Source organism: Bariatricus sp. SGI.154, assembly GCF_050313795.1.
Taxonomy (GTDB): domain Bacteria; phylum Bacillota; class Clostridia; order Lachnospirales; family Lachnospiraceae; genus CAMBRQ01.
On record NZ_JBNPMC010000019.1, the window covers coordinates 22333 to 44014 of the forward strand.

21 protein-coding genes and 1 riboswitch are annotated in these 21682 nt (G+C 42.7%); of the genes, 19 read left to right on the forward strand and 2 right to left on the reverse strand.

The genetic code is table 11. The features are described 5' to 3' along the window. The first annotated feature begins 37 nt into the window (after positions 1-37). From ACQRBN_RS10035 to ACQRBN_RS10060, 6 genes are read left to right on the forward strand one after another with little or no spacing between them, the layout of a single operon-like run. Positions 38-622 (forward strand): hypothetical protein, encoded by a 585-nt coding sequence (locus ACQRBN_RS10035; RefSeq protein WP_427738827.1) that lies wholly within the window; start codon positions 38-40, stop codon positions 620-622. Further along, a complete protein-coding gene (locus ACQRBN_RS10040) occupies positions 612-1442 on the forward strand; it encodes a Cof-type HAD-IIB family hydrolase (protein ID WP_427738828.1) in 831 nt (276 codons plus the stop codon). Before ACQRBN_RS10035 ends, ACQRBN_RS10040 begins: the two co-directional genes overlap by 11 nt. 15 nt (positions 1443-1457) lie before the next feature. Next, positions 1458-2285: an undecaprenyl-diphosphate phosphatase gene (locus tag ACQRBN_RS10045; protein ID WP_427738829.1), complete on the forward strand. Its 828-nt coding sequence runs from the start codon at positions 1458-1460 to the stop codon at positions 2283-2285. Between the two features lie 36 nt (positions 2286-2321). After that, positions 2322-3320 (forward strand): transporter substrate-binding domain-containing protein, encoded by a 999-nt coding sequence (locus ACQRBN_RS10050; protein ID WP_427738830.1) that lies wholly within the window; start codon positions 2322-2324, stop codon positions 3318-3320. 33 nt (positions 3321-3353) lie between these two features. Further along, the gene (locus tag ACQRBN_RS10055) at positions 3354-4064 is read left to right on the forward strand and encodes an amino acid ABC transporter permease (RefSeq protein WP_427738831.1); all 711 of its coding nucleotides are present in this window, start codon (positions 3354-3356) and stop codon (positions 4062-4064) included. Continuing rightward, positions 4048-4875 carry an amino acid ABC transporter ATP-binding protein gene (locus ACQRBN_RS10060; protein ID WP_427738832.1) on the forward strand — a complete coding sequence of 276 codons (828 nt, stop codon included), beginning with the start codon at positions 4048-4050 and terminating at the stop codon, positions 4873-4875. Before ACQRBN_RS10055 ends, ACQRBN_RS10060 begins: the two co-directional genes overlap by 17 nt. 109 nt (positions 4876-4984) lie before the next feature. Here the strand turns inward: ACQRBN_RS10060 and ACQRBN_RS10065 are convergent, their stop codons facing one another. Beyond that, on the reverse strand, positions 4985-5686 hold the full coding sequence (locus ACQRBN_RS10065; RefSeq protein ID WP_427738833.1) for a hypothetical protein: 702 nt from the start codon (positions 5684-5686) through the stop codon (positions 4985-4987). A 576-nt stretch (positions 5687-6262) separates the two neighbouring features. After that, positions 6263-6438: riboswitch (cobalamin riboswitch) on the forward strand. Here ACQRBN_RS10065 and ACQRBN_RS10070 point away from each other — a divergent pair. From ACQRBN_RS10070 to ACQRBN_RS10125, 12 genes are all read left to right on the forward strand, one after another. Beyond that, the gene (locus tag ACQRBN_RS10070; protein WP_427738834.1) at positions 6397-7491 is read left to right on the forward strand and encodes a CobW family GTP-binding protein; all 1095 of its coding nucleotides are present in this window, start codon (positions 6397-6399) and stop codon (positions 7489-7491) included. (Overlaps the previous riboswitch by 42 nt.) 34 nt (positions 7492-7525) lie before the next feature. Next, positions 7526-8176 (forward strand): corrinoid protein, encoded by a 651-nt coding sequence (locus ACQRBN_RS10075; RefSeq protein WP_427738835.1) that lies wholly within the window; start codon positions 7526-7528, stop codon positions 8174-8176. A gap of 13 nt (positions 8177-8189) precedes the next feature. After that, entirely contained in the window at positions 8190-9215 is a 1026-nt protein-coding gene (locus ACQRBN_RS10080) for a uroporphyrinogen decarboxylase family protein (RefSeq protein WP_427738837.1), read from the forward strand. 10 nt (positions 9216-9225) lie between these two features. After that, the gene (locus tag ACQRBN_RS10085) at positions 9226-10095 is read left to right on the forward strand and encodes a uroporphyrinogen decarboxylase family protein (protein ID WP_427738838.1); all 870 of its coding nucleotides are present in this window, start codon (positions 9226-9228) and stop codon (positions 10093-10095) included. Positions 10096-10151: 56 nt separating this feature from the next. Further along, positions 10152-11282, forward strand: a complete 1131-nt coding sequence (locus tag ACQRBN_RS10090; protein ID WP_427738839.1) for a uroporphyrinogen decarboxylase family protein — start codon at positions 10152-10154, stop codon at positions 11280-11282. Between the two features lie 53 nt (positions 11283-11335). Then, positions 11336-11986 carry a corrinoid protein gene (locus ACQRBN_RS10095; protein ID WP_427738840.1) on the forward strand — a complete coding sequence of 217 codons (651 nt, stop codon included), beginning with the start codon at positions 11336-11338 and terminating at the stop codon, positions 11984-11986. Positions 11987-11995: 9 nt separating this feature from the next. Beyond that, positions 11996-13012 (forward strand): uroporphyrinogen decarboxylase family protein, encoded by a 1017-nt coding sequence (locus ACQRBN_RS10100; protein WP_427738841.1) that lies wholly within the window; start codon positions 11996-11998, stop codon positions 13010-13012. Next, positions 13013-14608, forward strand: coding sequence for an ASKHA domain-containing protein (locus tag ACQRBN_RS10105; protein ID WP_427738842.1), 1596 nt, complete (start codon positions 13013-13015; stop codon positions 14606-14608). A 146-nt stretch (positions 14609-14754) separates the two neighbouring features. Then, positions 14755-15570: a MetQ/NlpA family ABC transporter substrate-binding protein gene (locus ACQRBN_RS10110; RefSeq protein WP_427738844.1), complete on the forward strand. Its 816-nt coding sequence runs from the start codon at positions 14755-14757 to the stop codon at positions 15568-15570. An 83-nt stretch (positions 15571-15653) separates the two neighbouring features. Beyond that, on the forward strand, positions 15654-16637 hold the full coding sequence (locus tag ACQRBN_RS10115) for a methionine ABC transporter ATP-binding protein (RefSeq protein ID WP_427738845.1): 984 nt from the start codon (positions 15654-15656) through the stop codon (positions 16635-16637). After that, a complete protein-coding gene (locus ACQRBN_RS10120) occupies positions 16637-17308 on the forward strand; it encodes a methionine ABC transporter permease (RefSeq protein ID WP_427738846.1) in 672 nt (223 codons plus the stop codon). The genes ACQRBN_RS10115 and ACQRBN_RS10120 overlap by 1 nt, the downstream gene beginning before the upstream one ends. A 12-nt stretch (positions 17309-17320) precedes the next feature. Further along, on the forward strand, positions 17321-18442 hold the full coding sequence (locus tag ACQRBN_RS10125) for a uroporphyrinogen decarboxylase family protein (RefSeq protein WP_427738847.1): 1122 nt from the start codon (positions 17321-17323) through the stop codon (positions 18440-18442). 98 nt (positions 18443-18540) lie between these two features. Here ACQRBN_RS10125 and ACQRBN_RS10130 read toward each other — a convergent pair whose 3' ends face one another. Beyond that, positions 18541-19602: a uroporphyrinogen decarboxylase family protein gene (locus ACQRBN_RS10130; protein ID WP_427738848.1), complete on the reverse strand. Its 1062-nt coding sequence runs from the start codon at positions 19600-19602 to the stop codon at positions 18541-18543. Positions 19603-19833: 231 nt separating this feature from the next. On the opposite strand from ACQRBN_RS10130, the gene ACQRBN_RS10135 reads away from it, so the two are divergent. Beyond that, positions 19834-21681 (forward strand): AAA family ATPase, encoded by a 1848-nt coding sequence (locus ACQRBN_RS10135; RefSeq protein WP_427738849.1) that lies wholly within the window; start codon positions 19834-19836, stop codon positions 21679-21681. Position 21682: the final 1 nt, after the last annotated feature.

The following is a 21682-nucleotide window of genomic DNA, read 5'->3' on the forward strand; positions in this document are numbered from 1 at the left end:
ATTATATAAAGAGAATAAAAGATTGCGAGGATTGCATATGAAAAAATATGAAGAAGATCATTATCGATTCGAAAATATTAAAGATTATATATACCCTTGGGTAAAGGGGAGTGCGCTTGTAGATTCGCAGGCGCTGAATGGTAAACATATTTCGGAAAAAGACACGCCGGTTGTGTCATTTATAGAAGATCTGGCGATTATATTTGTTATAAAACGAAATGATGATGTATATGAAGTGTTGAAGGATAACATGCTTCCGCCAGGCTGCGATATTGAAGAACTGTTCTATTCCTCCTGTGAGAATCTGGTAAGAGATGTGGAGTTCACGATTGCGAATACCTGGTATGGCGGATTTGCGATGATGGCAGATGGATATCATGAAACAAGTTCTCTTTGTTTTAAACATATCTGGCAGGTATGCGTAGATAAGTTAAAGGATGATTTGGTGATTATGGCGCCTTGTAAGGATACGCTTCTGTTCGCCCCGGCAGGGCAGAAGAACGTTGTAGAGAAGATGATTGAGCATGGAGAACTGTCGTACGAACAGAGCCAGGATAAGATCAGCAAGACGCTGATGCTATTTTCAAAAGACAGAAAGGAATTGACAGTTTATGAAGATTAAGACGCGGATTATAGGGCTGGATCTGGATGGAACGCTTCTTACGACGCAGAAGGAACTTACCCCATATACGAGAGAAGTCTTGGGGCGGGCAATCGAACAGGGAATTATTGTGATGCCTGCAACGGGAAGACCGTTAAGCGGAATACCGGAGGAATTGCTGCATTTCCCTGGGATAAGGTATGCAGTGACCGCAAATGGCGGGCGAATTGTAGATATCCGGACAAAAGAAACATTGTATGAATGCCTGGTACCTGCTGAAATTGCAAGAAAAGTATTGGATATTTTTGAACACTATGATACACTGCGAGAGATATATTATGACGGAACTGGCTATGCGCAGGAAGATGCGCTGAAGGTGATTGATCGTTATTTGGATTCACCGCCTATGGCGAATTATATTGTGTCGACCCGTATTCCGGTTGCGGATGTCAGGGCAAAGTTCGAAGAAGAGAACCGGAGTGTGGATAAGATACAGGGTTTATTTGTGACGGTAGAAGATAGGAATGCGGCTTTAGAAGAACTGAGAGCAGTTCCTGACATCGAGGTGACAGGAGCGCTTACGAAGAATATAGAAGTTAATGCCAAAGGTGTGAACAAGGGAAAGGCGCTTGTAAGGCTGGGAGAACTTCTTGGAATCAGAAGGGAAGAGATCATGGCATTCGGAGATGGCTCCAATGATCTCTACATGATGCAAGAGGTTGGAACAGGCGTAGCAATGGAAAATGGAACGAAAGAGGTAAAAGAAGCAGCAGACTATATCACGGCATCCAACGATCAGGAAGGAGTCGCCAGATTTATCGAAGAGTATGTGCTTAAGTAGTGAAAGGAGAGAAAGATGTTAGATGCATTAAAGGTTATAATTCTTGGTATCGTAGAAGGAATTACGGAGTGGCTTCCGGTCAGCAGTACAGGACACCTGATTCTGGTGGGGGATCTGCTTAAGCCAAGCATGAGCGATGCGTTCATGGAGATGTTCAATGTAGTGATTCAGTTAGGAGCAATTATGGCGGTAGTCGTACTGTATTTCCATAAGTTGAATCCATTTTCGCCAAGGAAGACGCAGAAGCAGAAGATGCTTACCTGGCAGATGTGGATTAAGGTGCTGATTGCCACTGTGCCGGCAGCGGTGATAGGGCTTCTTTTTAATGATATTCTGGAGGAACTGTTCTACAAGCCATTGCCCGTTGCGGTCATGCTGATTGTCTATGGTGTGCTCTTTATTATCGTTGAGAACCGTAATGAAGGACGCAGACCGACAGTCAGAAGGATATCGGAACTGACGGTGCCGATGCTTCTGGGAATCGGAGTATTCCAGATGCTGGCGCTGATTCCGGGGACTTCCAGATCGGGTGCGACGATCGTAGGAGCTTTGATTATTGGAGTATCAAGAGAAGTGGCAGCGGAATTCACTTTCTTTCTTGCAATTCCTGTGATGTTCGGAGCAAGTCTTCTTAAGTTGGTGAAGTTCGGATTCCATTTTACGGCGGCAGAATTCGGATTCCTGATGTTGGGATGTCTGGTATCTTTTGGACTCTCTATTGTAGCGATCCGCTTCTTGATGGGCTACATAAAGAAGAATGATTTTAAAGTATTCGGCTATTATAGAATCGTGCTTGGCGGCCTGATTATCATAGTTACAATCGTCCAGGCAATTATTGCATAAAATTCATCTAAAGAATAGTGGCTTTTTCAGCAAAATATGTGGAAAAAGCCACTTGTTTTTTATAGAAAACATGATAAAATATTAAAAGTGCTTGTATTTTTATGCAGAATAGAAAATAATTTTTTTTTGGAGGAAATAAGTATGAAGATGAAGAAGTTAGTTAGCATGTTGCTTGCTGTTGCCTGTGTATTCTCCATGGCAGCATGCGGATCAAAAGATGAGTCTAAGGATAGTGGTGACGCAGGAAGTGATGCATCATCAGAGGCTGTAACAGCGAAGGTAATTGATGTTGACCTGACAAGCGAAGAGTATGCATTTGGTGTGGATAAGACGCAGCCGGAACTGTTGGATCAGGTGAATGCATTTGTTAATCAGATTAAAGAAGACGGAACGCTGGATGAGATCTGCGATAAGTACTTCGGAGATGGAGAGCCGGTTGCTGTTGAGTCCGCAGCATTGGATGAGTCTAAAGATCAGCTTGTAGTTGCTACGAATGCGGCATTTGAGCCATTCGAGTACACCAAGGGTGACAGTTACTACGGAATCGATATGGAGATCGCTGCTCTGCTTGCAGAGGAACTGGATAAAGAACTGGTAATCCAGAACATGGACTTTGATGCTGTATGTCTGTCCGTAAGCCAGCAGAAATGTGATATCGCTATGGCAGGTCTGACCATCAATGAAGAGAGAGAAGAGTATGTAACATTCACAGATTCTTACTATGAAGCATCACAGCGTCTGATTGTTCCGAACAGTGATACAACATTTGACGATTGCAAAGATGCAGATGCAGTAGCAGAACTTCTTGGCAAGTTGAGCGATTCAGATGCAATCGGTGTTCAGGCAGGTACAACAGGACAGTATTATGTAGAGGGTGATGCAGACTGGGGATTTGACGGACTGCCGGCAAAATGTACTACATATAAGAGTGGATCGCTTGCCGTACAGGATATGCTGAATGGCAATATCAAATATGTCATCATCGATGCAGCACCAGCAACTGCTATTACAGAAGCAATCAATGAGATGCAGTAGATCTCGGTGATCAGATAAAGAAAAAGGTACACAATGGGGAATTTTGATCAAAAAGTAAACAAATTTATAGAGATATTCCTGGAACAGAATGGTTATGTGAAGGTTGTGGAAGGCTTACAGAATACACTGTTGATCGCAGTCAGCGGTCTGATCATTGGTATTCTGATTGGAACGGTGATTGCGACGGTAAGGGTACTTCCTAAGTATAAGGTGCTGCCAAGAGTATTGAATGCAATCTGCAGTCTTTATGTTGCCATGTTCAGAGGAACGCCAATGGTTGTTCAGTTGCTTGTATTCTATTATGTACTGCTGCCGATCATCGGCTGGAAGATTACCGGAGTCCAGGTTGCCATGCTGGTATTCGGACTAAATAGTGGAGCATACATCTCTGAGATTATGCGAAGCGGTATTCAGTCAGTCGACCCTGGACAGATGGAGGCTGGACGTGCAGTGGGATTGAGTTTTGGCGCAAGTATGTGCAAGATCGTGATCCCGCAGGCAGTGAAGAACATTCTTCCTACGCTGGGTAATGAATTCATCTCTTTGATTAAAGAGACGTCAGTCGTAAGTTTTGTAGGGGCAGCAGACCTCTATGTTGCGTTTAATTATATAGGAAGCAACAGTTACGAATTCATGGTTCCTTATCTGGTAATGGCATTGATCTACATATTGCTTGTGCTTGTGATTTCTTTGCTTGTAAAATTGATGGAAAGGAGCTTGAAGAAGAGTGATAGACGTAATTAACCTCAGGAAAAGCTTTGGAGATACGGAAGTCCTTAAGGGGATTAACGTTACCATCAACAAAGGGGATATCGTGGCGGTTATTGGACCTTCAGGTTCCGGCAAGAGTACATTCTTACGGTGCCTGAACTGTATGGAGGACCCTACAGGCGGCAATATTATCTTCAAAGGAGTAGATATTGCAGACATGAGTGTCGATATTAATGTACATCGTCGGCACATGGGAATGGTATTCCAGCATTTTAACCTGTTCAATAATAAGACGGTGCTCCAGAACATTATGATGGCTCCGGTGTATCTAAGGTGCCAGGATCTGAAGAAGGCGAAACGGAAGAACCGTATCATCAGTATTCAGAACGTGTTCAGGGGAAGCGATAAAAAAGAACTGATTCCAATCACACAGACGAAGGAGCAGATTAGAAGCGAAGTAAGAGAACAGGCGATGGCTCTGCTGCAGCGAATCGGTCTGGAGGATAAGGCTGATGTCTATCCGTCTACTTTGTCAGGAGGACAGAAGCAGCGTATTGCAATTGTACGTTCACTGGCAATGGACCCGGATGTGATTCTGTTCGATGAGCCGACATCTGCGCTGGATCCGGAGATGGTTGGAGAAGTTCTGGAACTGATGAAACAGCTTGCCCGCGAGGGAATGACTATGGTTGTGGTTACTCACGAGATGGGATTCGCTAAGGAAGTGGCTTCCAGGGTAATCTTCATGGATGAAGGTCAGATCAAGGAGCAGGGGAGTCCGAAGGAATTCTTTGAGAATCCGAAGGATGCAAGGCTTCAGGAATTTTTATCGAAGATTTTATAGAATGGAACTTATAATAAAGGTGAGAGTGAATTTAAGTATTCGCTCTCACTTAAAAAATTATCGCTGAACCAAGATTAATAGTTAGATTCTAGGTTCAGCGATAACTATATTATTTGGAATTTAGATATTCTTCTTTGAGTTTTCGGACCGTTTCCAAGGGCAGAACAATACGCTCTGCAATCGTATTCTCATCAAGAATGTCAATAAGACTTCTTGCATTCTGTAATTTTTCCGCTTCAATGCCCTGAGAGATTCCCTGGGAGAATCCATCATTAAATAACATCTGACCAACCTTAGTCATACGCATCGCCTCCATAACTTCTTTTAATTCTTTTGAATCTAAAAATTTTTCTGTCATCGTATAAATCACCGCCTCACATCTCTGAAGATCTTCCTGATCAATAGAGGTAATATCTTTTGTCATTGAAAATGCGGATAGAATTCGGTCTTTTTGGGATGAATTGCCACTCATTAAAGGCATCAGGATTAACTGTATAAGATCCTGTCGGGTAATAGGCAATCCATGTTCGTTCTTATACTCTAGTTCTTTTAACAACTTATCTGCATTTTTATCCTGCATGATGATAGGTACAACTTGGTAAGTATTCACGCCTTCATGCAGTTCTGTAACAGGTTTTTTAATATTTCCAGAGAACAGAACATAAGTAGTCACTGGAACACCGTAATAATGGCTGGTTGTTGCCTCATAGTTGCGAAAGCGTCTTAACCCGGCAATTCCCTCATTGGTACTCTGAAATTCAAAATGTATCCAGGAGTCATCTTCCATTACAAAGTTAAAATCCTGGAACATTTTCTTTATCTCAATCTTCACCAGTTCTGTGGGTGCAATTGAGCGTACTTTTCCTGCAATTCCCTAATAAGGAATCAGTTCATCTGCGAAGAACTGTGCCATCATTTTCAAGGCTGCAGCTTCATGTTGTGCAGCAGCAGAATTAGTATCAATCTGTACTGCATCAGGGATTTGAGTTTCCATATAGTCTCCTTTCCGTAAAACTATATAGAGAACTATCTAACTTAACTATATCAAAAAAAGATATACAAGACAATGGTATTACAAACTGTAATGGGTTAATGGTATCATAAAAACTTGAAAAATGCCTTAGAATATAAGGATGATTCAATGATAAAAGAAAGATTCAGCATTATATATATAATTGAATCCAAGATGAATTATTAGATAAAAAATATCTGAAATTCAAAAATAAAATGGAAGACAGTTCTGCTATATAGAGAACCATTGCCTGTGTACAAAAGTGTAAAGGAAAGTGGTCAGAGTGTCAAGTTATAAATACTCATTCTAAATAGAATCTATCTATAACTATATTGAAAATAACGATTAGATTGCAAAACTTATTTGTGTTACGATATTGATAGTAAGATATATAGTGATGCAGCGGCATTGAAAAGGGAACCCGGTGAGAATCCGGGACAGCCCATTCTACTGTATGATGGACAATGATCCCAGAAGTCACCCGTATATGGGGAAGGCGGGATTAAAGGATGAAATTAAGTCAGGAGACCTGCTATATATGGATGAAACTTTTCGGTGGGGAAAAGTCAGCGGTTACGCTGGTTTTTCCTCGCCATTTTTTATCTAAATATAAAAATACAAAGGAAGATGATTATGACTTGCGAGCAACTTCAGGAAGAGGTGATTCTATGGATATACAGATTGTGTCAGGATTCCTGGGAGCAGGAAAGACAACATTCTTAAATAAATATCTGCCATTGTTAGACGGCAACACAGTGGTGATTGAGAATGAATTCGGAGAGGTCGGACTGGATGGTGACCTGATTCAGGGAGACATTCCGGTGAAGGAACTGTATGCAGGATGCATCTGCTGTAGTCTGGCGATTGATTTCAGAAGAGGAATCAAAGAGATCGTCGAGTGGTATCAGCCGGATCGGATTGTGATTGAACCTTCCGGAGTTGGAAGGCTCTCCGATATCGTAACGGCATGTGCCAGGGCAAAAGTAAAAGAAAAGATTGATCTTAGAATCACGAAACTGATAGCCATCGTAGATCTTCCATCCTATGAGGAATACAAAGACGGCTTTGGCGCATTCTATCAGGATCAGATTCAGCATGCAAGGCTACTGTTATTAAGCAATCTGGATCAGATATCACCGGAAGAGAAGAAGCGGCTAGTGAATGAGTTGAAGACAGATAATCCTAAAGCGATTATATACGAAGATGATTGGAGGTTCATGGATGGAGAAGCACTGCTCGAACTTGTGAATCTGGCGGAGGATTATGAGGATGCTCCGGAAGAAGTAAGCGTACCGGCGCTTCCTGCGGACAGAGTGTTTGCAAGCATAGCAATCAGTGATCCGGCAGAATTGACGGAACAGAGACTTGAGGAGATATTGGATCATCTGGGTGATCAGCAGTATGGTCAGATCTTGCGGGCGAAAGGCATCTTATCCGCGGGCGAAAGCGGTTTGATGCATTTTGATTACACGCCGGCCGCAAGGAAGATTCATACGATTGCCGAGAGTGGAAAACAGGAGAGAGAAGAGGGCGCGTGGGAGTGCAAGGTCATTATTATAGGGTGTGACTTGAATGATGTAGCACTTCGATCGCTTTTCCAATAGTAAGAAAAATAAGAAAAGTAGGAGGAAGTGTAGTATGCAGACGAAAGAAGAAATGCTGCGAAAGTTATCAGACTGCGTGTTTGATATGGAAGATGAGGAGGTTGTAGACGTAGTAAAAGAGTATATTGAATGCGGATACGACCCGCAGGAAGGTATGCTTCAGGGGCTGGTAGACGGAATGAAGAGAGCCAGCGAATTATACGAAGAGGGAGAGTATTTTGTGCCGGAACTGATTGTTTGTTCTGATGCAATGTATGCAGGAATCGAGGAATTCCAGAAGTATCTGCCGGAGACAGAGAACAACAGCATTGGCAAAGTTGCGATTGGTGTTGTGGAAGGTGATACGCACGATATCGGTAAGAATCTGGTAAGGATTATGATGGAGACTGGCGGATTCGATGTGCATGATCTGGGACGAGATGTGGCACTGGATACATTCGTTGACTATATGAGAGACAATGATGTGGATATTCTATGCATGTCATCCCTGATGACCACCACCATGCCAGGTATGGGGATTGTTATTGAGAAGTTAAAAGAAGCGGGGCTCCGTGACAAGGTGAAGATTATGGTAGGAGGCGCACCGGTATCTCCGGCATTTGCAGAGAAGATTGGAGCGGACGGGTATACGAGAAGTGCGATTGAGGCGGTAGAATTTGCGAAGAAATTAGTTGGCGCAGCATAGGAGGAAGAGAATTATGATGGGAAAAAGAGAAGCGGTTAAGGCGATTTTGGAAGGAAAAGGGGCTGACAGGATTCCGATCATTATGAATGCATTCTCTCTTCCTGTTATGCGGTATGGATATACGATGCCAGAGGCATTAATGAGTCCCGAAAAAATGACCAAATGTATGGTGGGAACGAGACGTGAATTAGGATATGACGGATTATGCGCCGGAGTCTATGGCGGAATTGCAATGATGATGGGAGGCCATCTTCCGAATAGTGAAGGTGCGATATCTGGAAATGGAGAAGATGTGATTCATTCTATGGACGATATCAAAAAATTACGTCCGTATAATGTGGATGAATGTATGGCGATGAAGACTCTTCTGAAGACGATTGAGTTAATGCGGGAAGAAGAACCGGATGAGCCTATCTACGTCATCCTTCATGTACCGGCTGCGGTAGCATTCACTTTGATGGGAGCGAAGCCAGCATTTAAAGCGATGATTAAGAATCAGGAATTGTTCAAGGCACTATGTGATCATGTGGAGGATGCAGTGGTGGAATCCTGCAAGGTGCTGGTAGATGCAGGAGTTGATTTCCTGTGGTTCCCGATGCCGAACTTCGGTGGCTTCTGTATTTCCAGAAAGTCTTATGAGAAATGTATCTCAGAGAGCAACATTCGTGCGAATAAACGGATCAAGGACTATGGCGCGAAGATTGTAATCCATACCTGCGGACTCTATGATGACAGATTCGACCTGGTACTCAAAGAATCAGGAGATGCGTGGCATATCTCAGATACGCAGACGAAGAAGGTGAAGGATGAGTATGGAGATAAGGTATCATTGATGGGTAATATCCCTTGCTGTTCTGTTCTTATGGAGGGAACGGAAGAAGAGGTGTATCAGTTTGCTTATCAGGAGTGTATGGATGGAGCGAGAGACGGACGCTTCATCTTAAGTGGTGACTGCGATGTGTCTCCGCTGACCCCGGATGAGAATGTGATTGCGGCTGTAAGAGCAGCAAAGGATGCGGAAAAAGTGCTGTTCGGGTAGGAGGAAGAAGATGGCGGATATAAAAGATTTTCAATGTACTTATGATAATTCGGCAGGGATTAATGGAGAAGTGACGAAAGGGCTGAACCTTGAATTCCCGGATGCATATATGCATTGGGATACGATGGCGAGTCTGTCCAAGGCGTTAAAAGAGCATGACAAAGCGGCGTTCTGTGAATTGCCGTTCTGCCATACGGTTGAGGCGGAAGCCATGGGCGGCATCGTGAACTATGGCAATGAGGTGACTGGTCCAAGGGCGAAGGAGTATATCTGCACGACTCCGGAAGAACTGTTGGAATTATCGGAGATCGATTTTACCAAGGGGCGAATCCATGAGGTGCTTCTTGCATGTAAGACACTGAGAGATCAGGGCGAGCATGTGGTGCTTCAGGTATCAGGACCATTTACGATACTGAATGTCTTGATTGATGCAAAATATGTATTCAAAGCGATGCGGAAGAAACCGGAACTTATGAAAGAGGTGTTTTGGAAACTGGGGACGGAGATCTTGAAGTTCATAGAAGAGGCTAAGAAGTATGATGTTGACCTGATTAGTTATGCAGATTCTTCTGGAGGGCTGAATATTCTGGGACCGAAGATGGCAGAGCAGGTAGTAGAGGATTTTACATACGAGTTCTTAAAGAAAGTAGAAGAACTGGCAGATGATAAGACGCTGATTCTGTTATGTCCGAAGACTACATTCGCATTATTGGGGACTGAGAAGGCACAGTTTAAGGATCGCCAATTGTCAGGACCGATGGCATATGGGGAAGGCTGCATTGAGATGATCGGAAAAGCGAAGTTTGCAGGGCAGATGTGTATTAAGAATGTAGGATATCGGCTGGAGAATGCGATATTGAAAGAAGTTGTTCTGAGATAATTGTTAACAAGGCATGCTTGGACGCTGAAAAAGCGGATAAGAGATGGGAGGTATATATGGAATACGAAGAACTGAAACGTCTGATGAGTGAGCAGAAGGACGAGATGACGGCTGCGGAGAGGATGAAGGCATATAACGCAGGAGAAGAAGTGGATTATATCCCTTATACATTGCAGGCACCAGATCCTGCTATGGCAGATATATTCGGATTTACAACTACGCAGTTTGCCAAAGATTTTGAAGTGAAGAGCGAAGTGATCCGAAGGAGAAAAGAAGAATTCGGACTGGATAGTTTTAACGTTGGATTGGGGCTTAAGACGATTGGCGGAGCGCTTGGCTCAAAATTAAGAGCGCCGGAGCATGGGATTGACTATGTGGAGGAGCATGTATTGAAGGATTATGCGGATTTTGATAAACTTGAGGTAACTGATCCATATAAGAATCCGGTATTGGCGCCGATTCTGGAAAGTGCCAAGCGGTTAAAAGACCGTTTCCCGGATGTCAGCATGACAACCAGTGTGGCAGGACCGATATCTACAGCGATTGCGGTTCGTCCGGTAGAGATGGTGTTGAAGGATACCAGGAAGAATCCTGAGATGCTTCACAAGCTTCTGGATCTGACGGTAGAATGCTCTTTGAGATGGTTCGAGGCATTTTATCATGAGTTCGGTCCTGTGGGGACGAATTTCTCAGATCCGGTGACTTGTATGGATGTTATCAGCAAGAAGCAGTTTGACGAATATTCGCTTCCATATATTAAGAAATTAATTGATGGTACGGAGAAGATTATGGGCTCCAGACCTGGCGCGCATATCTGTGGAAAGACAAGCCCAATCTGGGGAGATCTTGCAGATGCAGGATTATTCTCATTCAGTATTGATAATTGTGAGGATCTTGCGGTGGCGAAGGCGGCAGTCGGGGACAGGATGCGTATTGCGGGGAATGTGCCTCCGGTGGATGTGATGAAAGAGGGAACGATTGATGAGGTCATTGCCTCCTGTAAGGAGTGCTTGGAGAAATGTGCCGATAGTCCGGCAGGTTTCATCCTGAACACGGGATGCCAGTTGCCAATTGGAACGCCAAAAGCGAATGTGGAAGCATTCATCTATGCGGCGAGAAAATATGGACGCGGAGCAAGACTCGGACACATGCCGAAAGGAATATTAGAAGAAGGATTTGAGAATTAAGTTATTATAGCCTGAAAATAATATTATCAGAAGATAAGGAGGATACAGATAATATGAGTTCAAAAGAAGAATTACTGCAAAGGCTGTCAGACGGCGTGGTTGATATGGAAGAGGATGATGTGGCAGAGGCTGCCCAGGAGTATCTGGATGCCGGATATCCTGCATTTGATGGAATTATGGAGGGATTGGTGGATGGTATGAATCGCGCCAGCCAGCTCTATGAAGAAGAAGAGTATTTCGTAACGGATGTATTGCTCTGTTCAGATGCAATGTATGCCGGACTGGATATCTTGCGTCCTCATCTGCCGGAGGTATCGAATGATGATAAGATTACAGGAATTATCGGTGTTGTGGAGGGAGACACCCATGACATTGGAAAGAATCTGGTGAAGATCATGCTGGAGACTGCCGGATTCAATATGATTGATCTTGGAAGAGATGTGCCGCTTACCCAGTTTGTCGAGAGGGCAAAGGAACACAATGCAGATTTCGTGTGTATGTCTACGCTGATGACGACGACGATGGGCGGGATGGAGACGGTGATTCACCTGTTAGAAGAGGCCGGTCTTAGGGATAAGGTGAAGGTTATGATTGGAGGAGGTCCGATTTCCCAGAAGTATGCAGATAAGATTGGGGCAGACGGATATTCCCAGAATGCGGTAGAGGCTGTAAAACTTGCGAAGAGATTATTGAATATTGCATAGGAGTAGATAATGTTAACACCAAAAGAAAGACTAAGAATGATATTAGATGGACAGAATGCCGATCGGCCGGCGTGTATCTGTCCGGGCGGCATGATGAATATGGTAACATCAGAATTGATGGATAAGGTAAAGGTTCATATGCCGGAAGCCCATAATGATGCCAGACAGATGGCGGATCTTGCCAAAGCAGTATATGAGGAAGGGTGCTTTGAGAATTATGGAGTGCCATTCTGCATGACCGTAGAGGCGGAGGAGATGGGGGCGAAAGTGGATATGGGTTCCCATGTCTATGAGCCTCATGTTGTGGAATATGTCATTGATTCTGTGAGTGACTATAAGAGATTAACACCTGTGGATATAACCCGGGGACGTGCCAAAGTTGTATTGGATGCGATCCGTATTTTGAAGGAAGAGACGGAAGGAGTGCCGATTGTTGGTAATCTGACAGGACCGATCAGTACAGCAAGTTCCGTGATGGAGCCGGTTGTATTCTATAAGGAACTGCGTAAGAAGAATCAAGAGGCACATGAATACATGGAATTCATTACGGAGCAGCTGATTGCATTTGGAAGGGCACAGATAGAAGCGGGAGCAGATATCATTGCCATCTCTGACCCGAGTGGTACGGGAGAGATCTTGGGACCAAAGTATTTTAAAGAATTCGCAGTAACTTATATTAATAATTTGCTGGATTCGCTGCAGGATGAGAAGATGGGGTCGATCGTACATATCTGTGGGCAGATGAGTCCTGTATACAAGGAAGTGAATGAGGTACATAGCAGTGCGCTTAGTTTTGATTCAATCGTGCCAATGAAGGAGGCAAGAGAGCATCTGAAAGACAGGGTGCTGATGGGAAATGTTAGTACTTATGCGCTGGAATTCGGTGATCCGGACAGAGTGAAGATGCTTACAAGAGGCTGCGTGAAGAATGGTTCGGATATTATATCTCCAGCCTGTGGATTGGGAATGAAATCTCCGCTTGCAAATGTCCAATCAATTCTGGCGTGTCTTAAGGAGGATGCGTAGATGTCAGAGATAAGAGTTAGGCAGACTGGGAGAAAGATTGTATGCGAAGCAGGAGACAATCTTTTGAAGAGCCTTCTGGACGCAGGAGTATTTGTGGATAATCCATGTAACGGAAAAGGAATCTGCGGAAAATGTAAGATAAAGATTTTGTCCGGAGATGTTTCGTCTATGTCAGAGACAGAAGCGAAACTGTTGAAACCAGAAGAGACTCAGGCAGGAATCCGTCTGTCTTGTATGGTTGAAGTCCTGGGTGATGTAGAAGTTGAGACGCTTCAAAAGGAAAGAAAGCATGAAGTGTTGACGAAGGGGTATATGCCGCAGTTCGAGAAAGATGAATTCGAGGATGGATATGGAATCGTAATCGATATTGGAACTACGACGGTTGTAACAGCCCTGATTGATCTTAAGACAGGAAAGGAACTGGCGAATGCCTCTATGATTAATGCGCAGAAGCATTATGGCTTGGATGTTTTGACTAGAATTACTTATGAATATGAACATCCGGAATGTGGTATCAGGGAACTTCAAGAGGCGATTGTGAATTCCATGAATGCCATGATTGGTGAAGCGTGCCAGGAGGCATCTGTAAGTCCGGATGAAATTCGGGAGATCGATGTGGCGGCGAACTGTACGATGATGCATATGCTTTTGGGCGTGGATGCAAGATCCATAGGAAAGGCACCTTATAAGCCGGAATTCGTAGAAGCCAAAGAGTTATTGGCAAGTGAGATTGGGATTGAGGCGGCGAAAGATACGAAGTTGTATTGTCTTCCCCAGGTGTCTGCTTATATTGGAGCCGATATTGTAGCAGGAACTTATGTGTGTGAACTACAGAAAGAAAAGGGGAATGTTCTCTTTATCGATATCGGAACGAATGGCGAGATTGTGCTGGTAAGTAACGGTAGGCTTTTGTGCTGTTCTTGCGCTGCCGGTCCCGCATTAGAAGGAATGAATATCAGTTCCGGTATGAGGGCTGCAGAAGGGGCCGTTGAAGATGTAAAGATTACGGAAGATGGAATCAAACTTACAACTATCGGGAATCAGGAACCTGTGGGAATCTGCGGAAGTGGAATTCTGGCTGTGGTGAAAGAACTGCTGCGCACCGGAATCGTGAAGAAGACGGGGGTATTTATCAAGAAAGACCGTCTAAAAGAAGAGGACTATCGATATCCAATGATTCGTATGAATGGAACGAAGCGGGAGTTCATTCTCCATGAGAATCCTGAACTTCTGGTGACCCAGGGGGATGTGCGCCAGGTGCAGCTTGCGAAGGGGGCGATTCTGTCCGGATTCGTAGCACTTCTGAATAAAGCGGGCATTCGGATGGAAGATTTAGATAAGGTGATGATTGCGGGGCAGTTTGGAGCGCATCTTCCGGCTGAGTCCCTGGTTGGAACGGGGATACTGCCTCAAGAGGTGGGAGATAAACTGGTCTATGTGGGTAATTCTTCGAAGACGGGTGCGTATATGACGTTGATGTCCCGGAAAGTGAAGCGGGAAGTGGAAGAACTGGCAGAACAGATGGAGTATATGGAACTGGCTGAGACGGAGAATTATGAACGGATCTTTACGGAGAGTATGATATTTCCTAACTGAACTTGATTATCAATATCTATATATAAGCCGATATATAGATGCAGTCTATATATCGGAGGCGTTTATAAAAAAGGTGAATTTTACCGGTTGAGGAATGCATGCTATAATATTTAGAAAAATAATATTTACTCAATGGAGGTACGAAAGTGAAAAAGAGATTATTAAGTGCATGCCTGTGCGGGGTTATGGCAGCAACTATGATTGTAGGCTGCGGGGGAAAAGAGAAAGAAGAAACGTCATCAGGTGAAGAGAAGAAGGATAAGATTATTATTGGAACATCATCAGTTTCGGTAGATCTTGCGGAATCTGGTGTTGAGGCATTGGAAGATATGGGATATGAAGTAGAGTTAAAAGTATTTGATGATTATTTCCTTCCTAATGAAGCATTAGTAGAAGGATCTATTGATGCTAATTTCTATCAGCATAAACCGTTCCTTGATACTTATAATGAGGAGAAAGGTACGGATATTCAGATGCTGGAGCCGAAACTTTGGAATTTCTGGGCAGGAATCTATTCTGTTAAGGCAGATTCTATTGATGATCTTCCAGATGGTGGAATTGTCGGTGTTGCTGAAGATGCATCTAATATTGATCAGGATTTGCGTCGCCTGCAAGAGGCAGGAATTATCAAGTTGACAGATGAAGAAAAGGATCAGTATGATATTGCAGATATCGTGGAGAATCCACATAATTATGAATTTATTCAAGCGGATCATATTAAGTATACCAATATGGATGATTATACACTTGTAATTGGAACATCCAATACGATGGCATCATTTGATGTCGATCCGACCGAGAATTTACTGCAGTCATTTGTAGATGATTCACTTGCATTAGGTATGTGTGTAATGCCTGAAAATGCTGATACACAGTGGGCAAAAGATATTATGAAAGCATACACATCTGATAAAGCAAAAGAATATGTAAAACCTGCGACAGGTTTTGAAGCAGTATTTTAAAATTTCTTGTGTACTGTATATGGGGTGTTTGGGAGAAGCCTGACACCCCATTTTTATTATGTATACCATGCGAGGAGACTATCATGATTGAGATTAGAGGATTACAGAAGTCATTTGGTGATTTGAAGGTATTGAATAATATTGATTTGACTATTGAAGATGGAGAGATATATGGATTGGTAGGTAAAAGCGGAGCAGGAAAATCCACATTGCTTCGATGTATTAATGGACTGGAAAAATATTCCGCTGGAAGCCTTAAGATAGATGGTGTAGAGGTAAAGGAACTGGATAGAAAGGAATTGCGTAACTTTCGCAAAGGAGTATCTATGATTTTTCAGCATTTTCCTATGCTGACCAGAAAAACCGTATATGAGAATATTGCATTTCCAATGCGTTGTTGGGGATACGATAAACAGACGATTGATAAACGTGTAAAAGAACTTGCGGAATTAGTGGGAATCTCGGAAAAATTAAATCAAAGACCGAGGCAGTTATCCGGAGGGCAGCAACAGAGAGTAGCCATTGCAAGGGCATTGACTATGGAACCTAAAATCTTGTTGAGTGATGAGGCAACATCAGCATTAGATCCGGTAACGACCCGTGCGATATTACAACTCCTTCGAGATATTAATGAAAAATTGGGGATTACGATTATTGTAGTAACACATCAAATGTCTGTTATTAAGGATGTATGTGAAAAAGTTACGCTCCTGGAAGCTGGAGAGTTGGTTGTATCAGGACCGGTGGATGAACTTTTTATGAATCAGCCGGAAGAACTGAAGACATTTTTAGGAGAAGAGCAGTTTCATGTGGACAACAATGGAGTGAATATACAGATTATGTTATCTGATGAAAATGAATCTAAAAATATTGTGAGTAGAATGTCTAGGGAATTAGATATGGATTTTACTATTGTGAATAGTGAAATGGAGCGTTATCGGGATAAATATCTAGGGTATCTTATCCTGAATTATGCAGACGAACACAAAAGAAAAGTCGAAACATATCTAAAACAGAATAATATTATCTGGCGGTATTATCAGTCGCACAGTGAGGAGGAAGAGTAATGTCAAGATTTTTAACAGAATATCAGTTAAACTTTTGGGAACGAATTCTTGCACCGGCTTTTGTGGCAACAATAGAGATGGTCATTATTACTACAATATTAGGCACGATATTTGGCTTTCTGGTAGCAGTCGTTCTGTTAGTAACAGACAAGGATGGGATTCATCCCAATCGCTTTATCTATGGATTGGTTAGTTTTATTGTAAATGTAATAAGGTCATTTCCGTTTTTGATCCTTATGATTTTTTTGCTGCCGTTTACAAAATTGGTGGTAGGAACATCAATCGGGGTTCGGGCAGCAGTTGTTCCGCTTATCGTGTCAGCAACAGCATTTATTGCTAAACTGATTGTAAATGCAATGCAAGAAGTAGATAAAGGATTGATTGAGGCTATGAAGTCATTTGGCATTTCAGAGGCGCAAGTTGTTTTTAAGGTGATGTTTTCTGAGGCAATGCCTGCAATTATATCAGGCGTTATTCTTGCAATGGTTGCAATTCTTGGCTCGACTGCTATGGCAGGCGCAATGGGAGCGGGAGGAATTGGATCTGTGGCAATCACATATGGATACCAAAAATTTAATGAAGTGGTCATGGTTCTTACGGCTGGTATTCTGATTGTATTTGTTCAGTTGATTGAGATAGTAGGAAAGTGGGTTTATCGCAAGATGAAATAGTTGGTGAGTATTATGGACAGAGAAGAATTATATAGAGAGTTGGCAAAGCAGAAAGAATCCATGACACCAGGGGAACGGATAACCTCATATTTCAGGGGTGAGGAAGTGGATTGCCTTCCATATGGGCTGCTGGCTCCGGAGGATGCGTTAGCACATATATGGGGATATACGAAAGGACAGGTTCATCGTTCGTTTGATATACGCTGTGAGATGATACGGCGCAAGAAAGAAGAGTATGGGTTTAGCGGTCTTTCGATACCGTTAGGGCTTAGAGGGATTGGAGAAGCAGTAGGATCGGTGCTGCAATATCCGGAAGATGCGGTGGATTATATTAAGGAATACGCGGTTGCAGATTATAGTTTTCTGGAAGAGGCAGTAGAATTTGATGTAGATCAGAATGTACTGTTATGTAAAAAATTAGAGGAAGGGAAACGACTTATGGAATTATTTCCTGACATGGGAATCTCTACAGATGTAGCGGGTCCGTTTTCTACGGCGATCGCGATGCGTCCGATAGAATCAGTCTTGAGAGATATGCGTAAGAATCCGGATAAGGTACATCAACTTCTTTCGTATGGAGTGGATTGTTCTCTAAAATGGATTAAAAGATTCCATCAGGAGACAGGAAGTTGTTCTGTCGGGTTTGCTGATCCTGTAACAACAACAGATATTCTTGGTAAAAAGGATTTCCTAAAGTTTTCGAAACCGTATATGAAAAAACTGGTGGATGGAATTATCGCAATTACAGGAAATGCGCCATCGGTTCACATATGTGGTCATACGAAAGGTATATGGCAGGATTTGATGGAAATTGGAATTAACAATTTTAGTCTGGATAACTGTGAGAGCCTTGAAGAAGCAAAAAGTATCATGGGAGAAAGGGTATTTATCTCAGGGAATGTTGCGCCTGTAGATATTATGCGCCTAGGAACAATAGATATGGTGATTGATGCCGTTAAGACGGCAATCAGAGAGGGTGCCGACAGCCCTTCTGGATACATGTTGATGACAGGCTGCCAGATTCCGATAGGAACTCCGAAAGAGAATATAGATGCATATATCTATGCAGCGCGAAAATATGGACGTGGTGCGAGGATTGGGCAGATGCCAAAAGGAATATTGGAAGAAAGTTAAGTTATACTTGAAATGATTATATATAAACTATTAAGTAGAAGGTGTCTGGTCGTGATGAAACCAGACACTTTCTTTATTAGTATTTGTTTGAGTGGAAACTATTCCCAATTTGAAGGTTGAACCGGATATTTTGCACATCTTCTGGCTGCTTTCATATATGCATCGATATTTTCCAGGGATGCAGTAACCGGAATGTCACATCCTGGAGCAATCGTGAATCCGCAAGGGTTATCCCAGCACTTGGCAAAGCAGTTTTTGACAGCGGCTTCAATAGATGCAGGAGTACCTTCCAGAACTTCGATTGGAGATACGTTGCCCATGATAGAGAGTTTATCGCCGACAGTTTCTTTGGCATAGGCAATATCTACAGCACTGTCGATACTGATGCCGCGAATCCCCATTTCTGTGAAAGCCTCGAGAAGTCTGGTGGTATCGCCGCAGATATGGAAACCGGCACCACGGCTTCCCCATTCTTTCCATTTATCCATTACCTTTACATAATATGGTGTTACGAACTCGCGGAACTGCTTGGGGGATACTAATGAAGCGGTTGGTTCTGCAAGCCCTATACCGATCTGGTTTTCTACGAATTTGCGCCCGACTTCGATGGTGGCATCAGCCGCAAAATCAAGTAACTTGTGAAGTCCTTCCGGATCTTTTCGCATGGCTTTCAGTACAGTGGTAGTTCCGGCAAGGTTGGCAGCGGTCGTGAATGGTCCCATGAAGCCGACTCCGGTGAATATCTCATCTTTTAATTCATCCTGAATCCGTTCTACGGCTTCGAATGCAATCTGAGCATTTACATCATTTTCAAATCTAAGATTTTCTAAGTCTAACTGGTCTACATCTGATAGTTTCTCAAGAACAGCATTCTTCACGATTGGTATTCCGCTGGGGTCGTAGGTAGATTCGGCGCCGAAAGCCACAGGGATTCCGTCAATTCGGTAATTAACGCTTAATCCATCCTGTCCGAATCGTTTATAACTTTCGATAAGCCAGTAAGCGCGTGATTTGGCATCGTTGAATGCTTCTTCATACGTTGCTCCGAAGTTCATTCCGATATAGGGAGAGAAGAGTTTGATCGGCATACGGTCTACTGGTTTTTTGGCAAATAATGCGAATGCCCGTTCTTTTGGTGTCATTTGGTCGTCTCTATGCATAAGGCGGCACCTCCTTTTGTGTGATAATTTAACTATACTTTAGTGGGGAGGGGAGTTCAATGGATGAAAGAAAAAGAGGGTATAGAAAAATAAAATGAATGAGCCTAATTATAGATGTAAGAGATGCGTAGAAGGCTGTCAATAAGGTTGTTCCTTGTTGTGTATTAAGATAAGATGCGATAGCCTATTGTTATATATAAAGGCGAACAACTGGGAAAGGGGGGATGCTGCATGGATATCAGGATTGAGAAGTTTGGCGAACATCTTAGGAGGATTAGAAATGCCAGAGGTTATACTCAGGAAGTCCTGGCGGAAAAGTTAGGGATTACAAGATCTGTTTATGCAGGATATGAATTAGGAACATATGCTCCGGATCTTGTGATGCTGGTAAAGATGGCAGATGCATTGGAGGTATCGACGGATATACTGCTGCAAAGAGACCGTGGTATGATGGTAGGTGTGATAAGAGAGCCTAAGACTTTTTATGGAAACCATACAAAAAGGGCGAATGGCATATATCTGAATCCAGGCAGTAAAGGATTTGAAATCGCAAGGAATTCTAAGATTTATGTTGACAAGACAGGGCTGCTTAGATATACCAATCGTGTAATTGACACGGAACAAAGATTCATGTGCGTAAGCAGACCGAGACGTTTTGGAAAGTCGATGGCAGCGCAGATGTTATTGGCGTACTATGGGAAAAGATGTGATTCTAAAGAATTGTTTCATGGATTGGAAATAGAAAAAGATGATTCTTATATGCAGCATCTGAATCAGTATGATGTACTGTTTTTTGAAATGCAGCGTTTTTTGCAGCGGGCGGAAACACCTGAGAACCTGGTATCTTATCTGGAAAAAACGATTTTGAAAGAACTGTCAGAAATTTATGGAGATTATGTCAATTCAGAGACGAAGGATTTAGTGTCCGCATTTGAAGCGATTGAGAAAATGACAGGGAGTGGCTTTATCTTTGTTATTGATGAATGGGATTGTATTTTCCGGGAGACGAAGAATAATACAATAGCACAAAAAGTTTATCTTGATTTTTTGAAAGACTTATTCAAAGGACAGACCTACGTAAAACTGGTATACATGACAGGAATTCTTCCGATCAAGAAGTATGGGACACATTCGACATTGAATATGTTTTATGAGTATTCGATGATAGATCCTAAAGAAATGGCGGCATATACTGGCTTTACAGAGCAGGAGGTTGAAGGGCTATGTGAGCAGTATGGTATGGACTTTGAGGAGGCTAAGAAATGGTATGACGGATATTATATGAGGGGAGTCGGACATGTATATGGACCGAAGTCTATTGTGGATGCGATGTTGAATCAGACCTTTCAAAGTTATTGGGTTAATACAGAGACATATGAGGCATTAAAAATTTACATGGATATGAACTATGATGGATTGAAGGATGCAATTATCGGGATGCTTGGTGGTGGGAGGATTAAGATTAATTATAGAAGATTTCAGAATGATATGACTACTTTTAAGAGTAAAGATGATGTGTTGACATTACTGGTGCATCTAGGGTATCTTGCATATGATAGAGAGACGCGAGAGGTGTTTATTCCGAATCTGGAGATTGCAGAGGAATTCCAGAATGCTCTTGAAGGTGAAACATGGAGCGAGATTTCGCAGGTTCTTGAGGAATCGGAGCAATTACTAGATGCTACATTGTGTGGCGATGAAGAAGCGGTTGCCAGGGGAATAGATACTGTTCATATGGAGAATACATCACTTCTTGCATATAACGACGAGAACTCATTGAGTTGTGTAATTACACTTGCTTATTACAGTGCACGAAGAGATTATGTATTGCACCGAGAATTAGCATCAGGGCAAGGATATGCAGATGTTGTATTTCGACCAAGAAGACATTCGAATAAGCCTGCTATTATTGTAGAACTTAAGTGGGATAAATCAGCGGAAAGCGCGATTGAACAGATTAAAAAGAAAAAGTATAAAAAAGCATTGGAGGATTACAAAGGTGACTTATTATTAGTTGGAATTAATTATAATAAGTCTACGAAAGTACATGAATGCAGAATTGAGAAAATCAGAATATAGA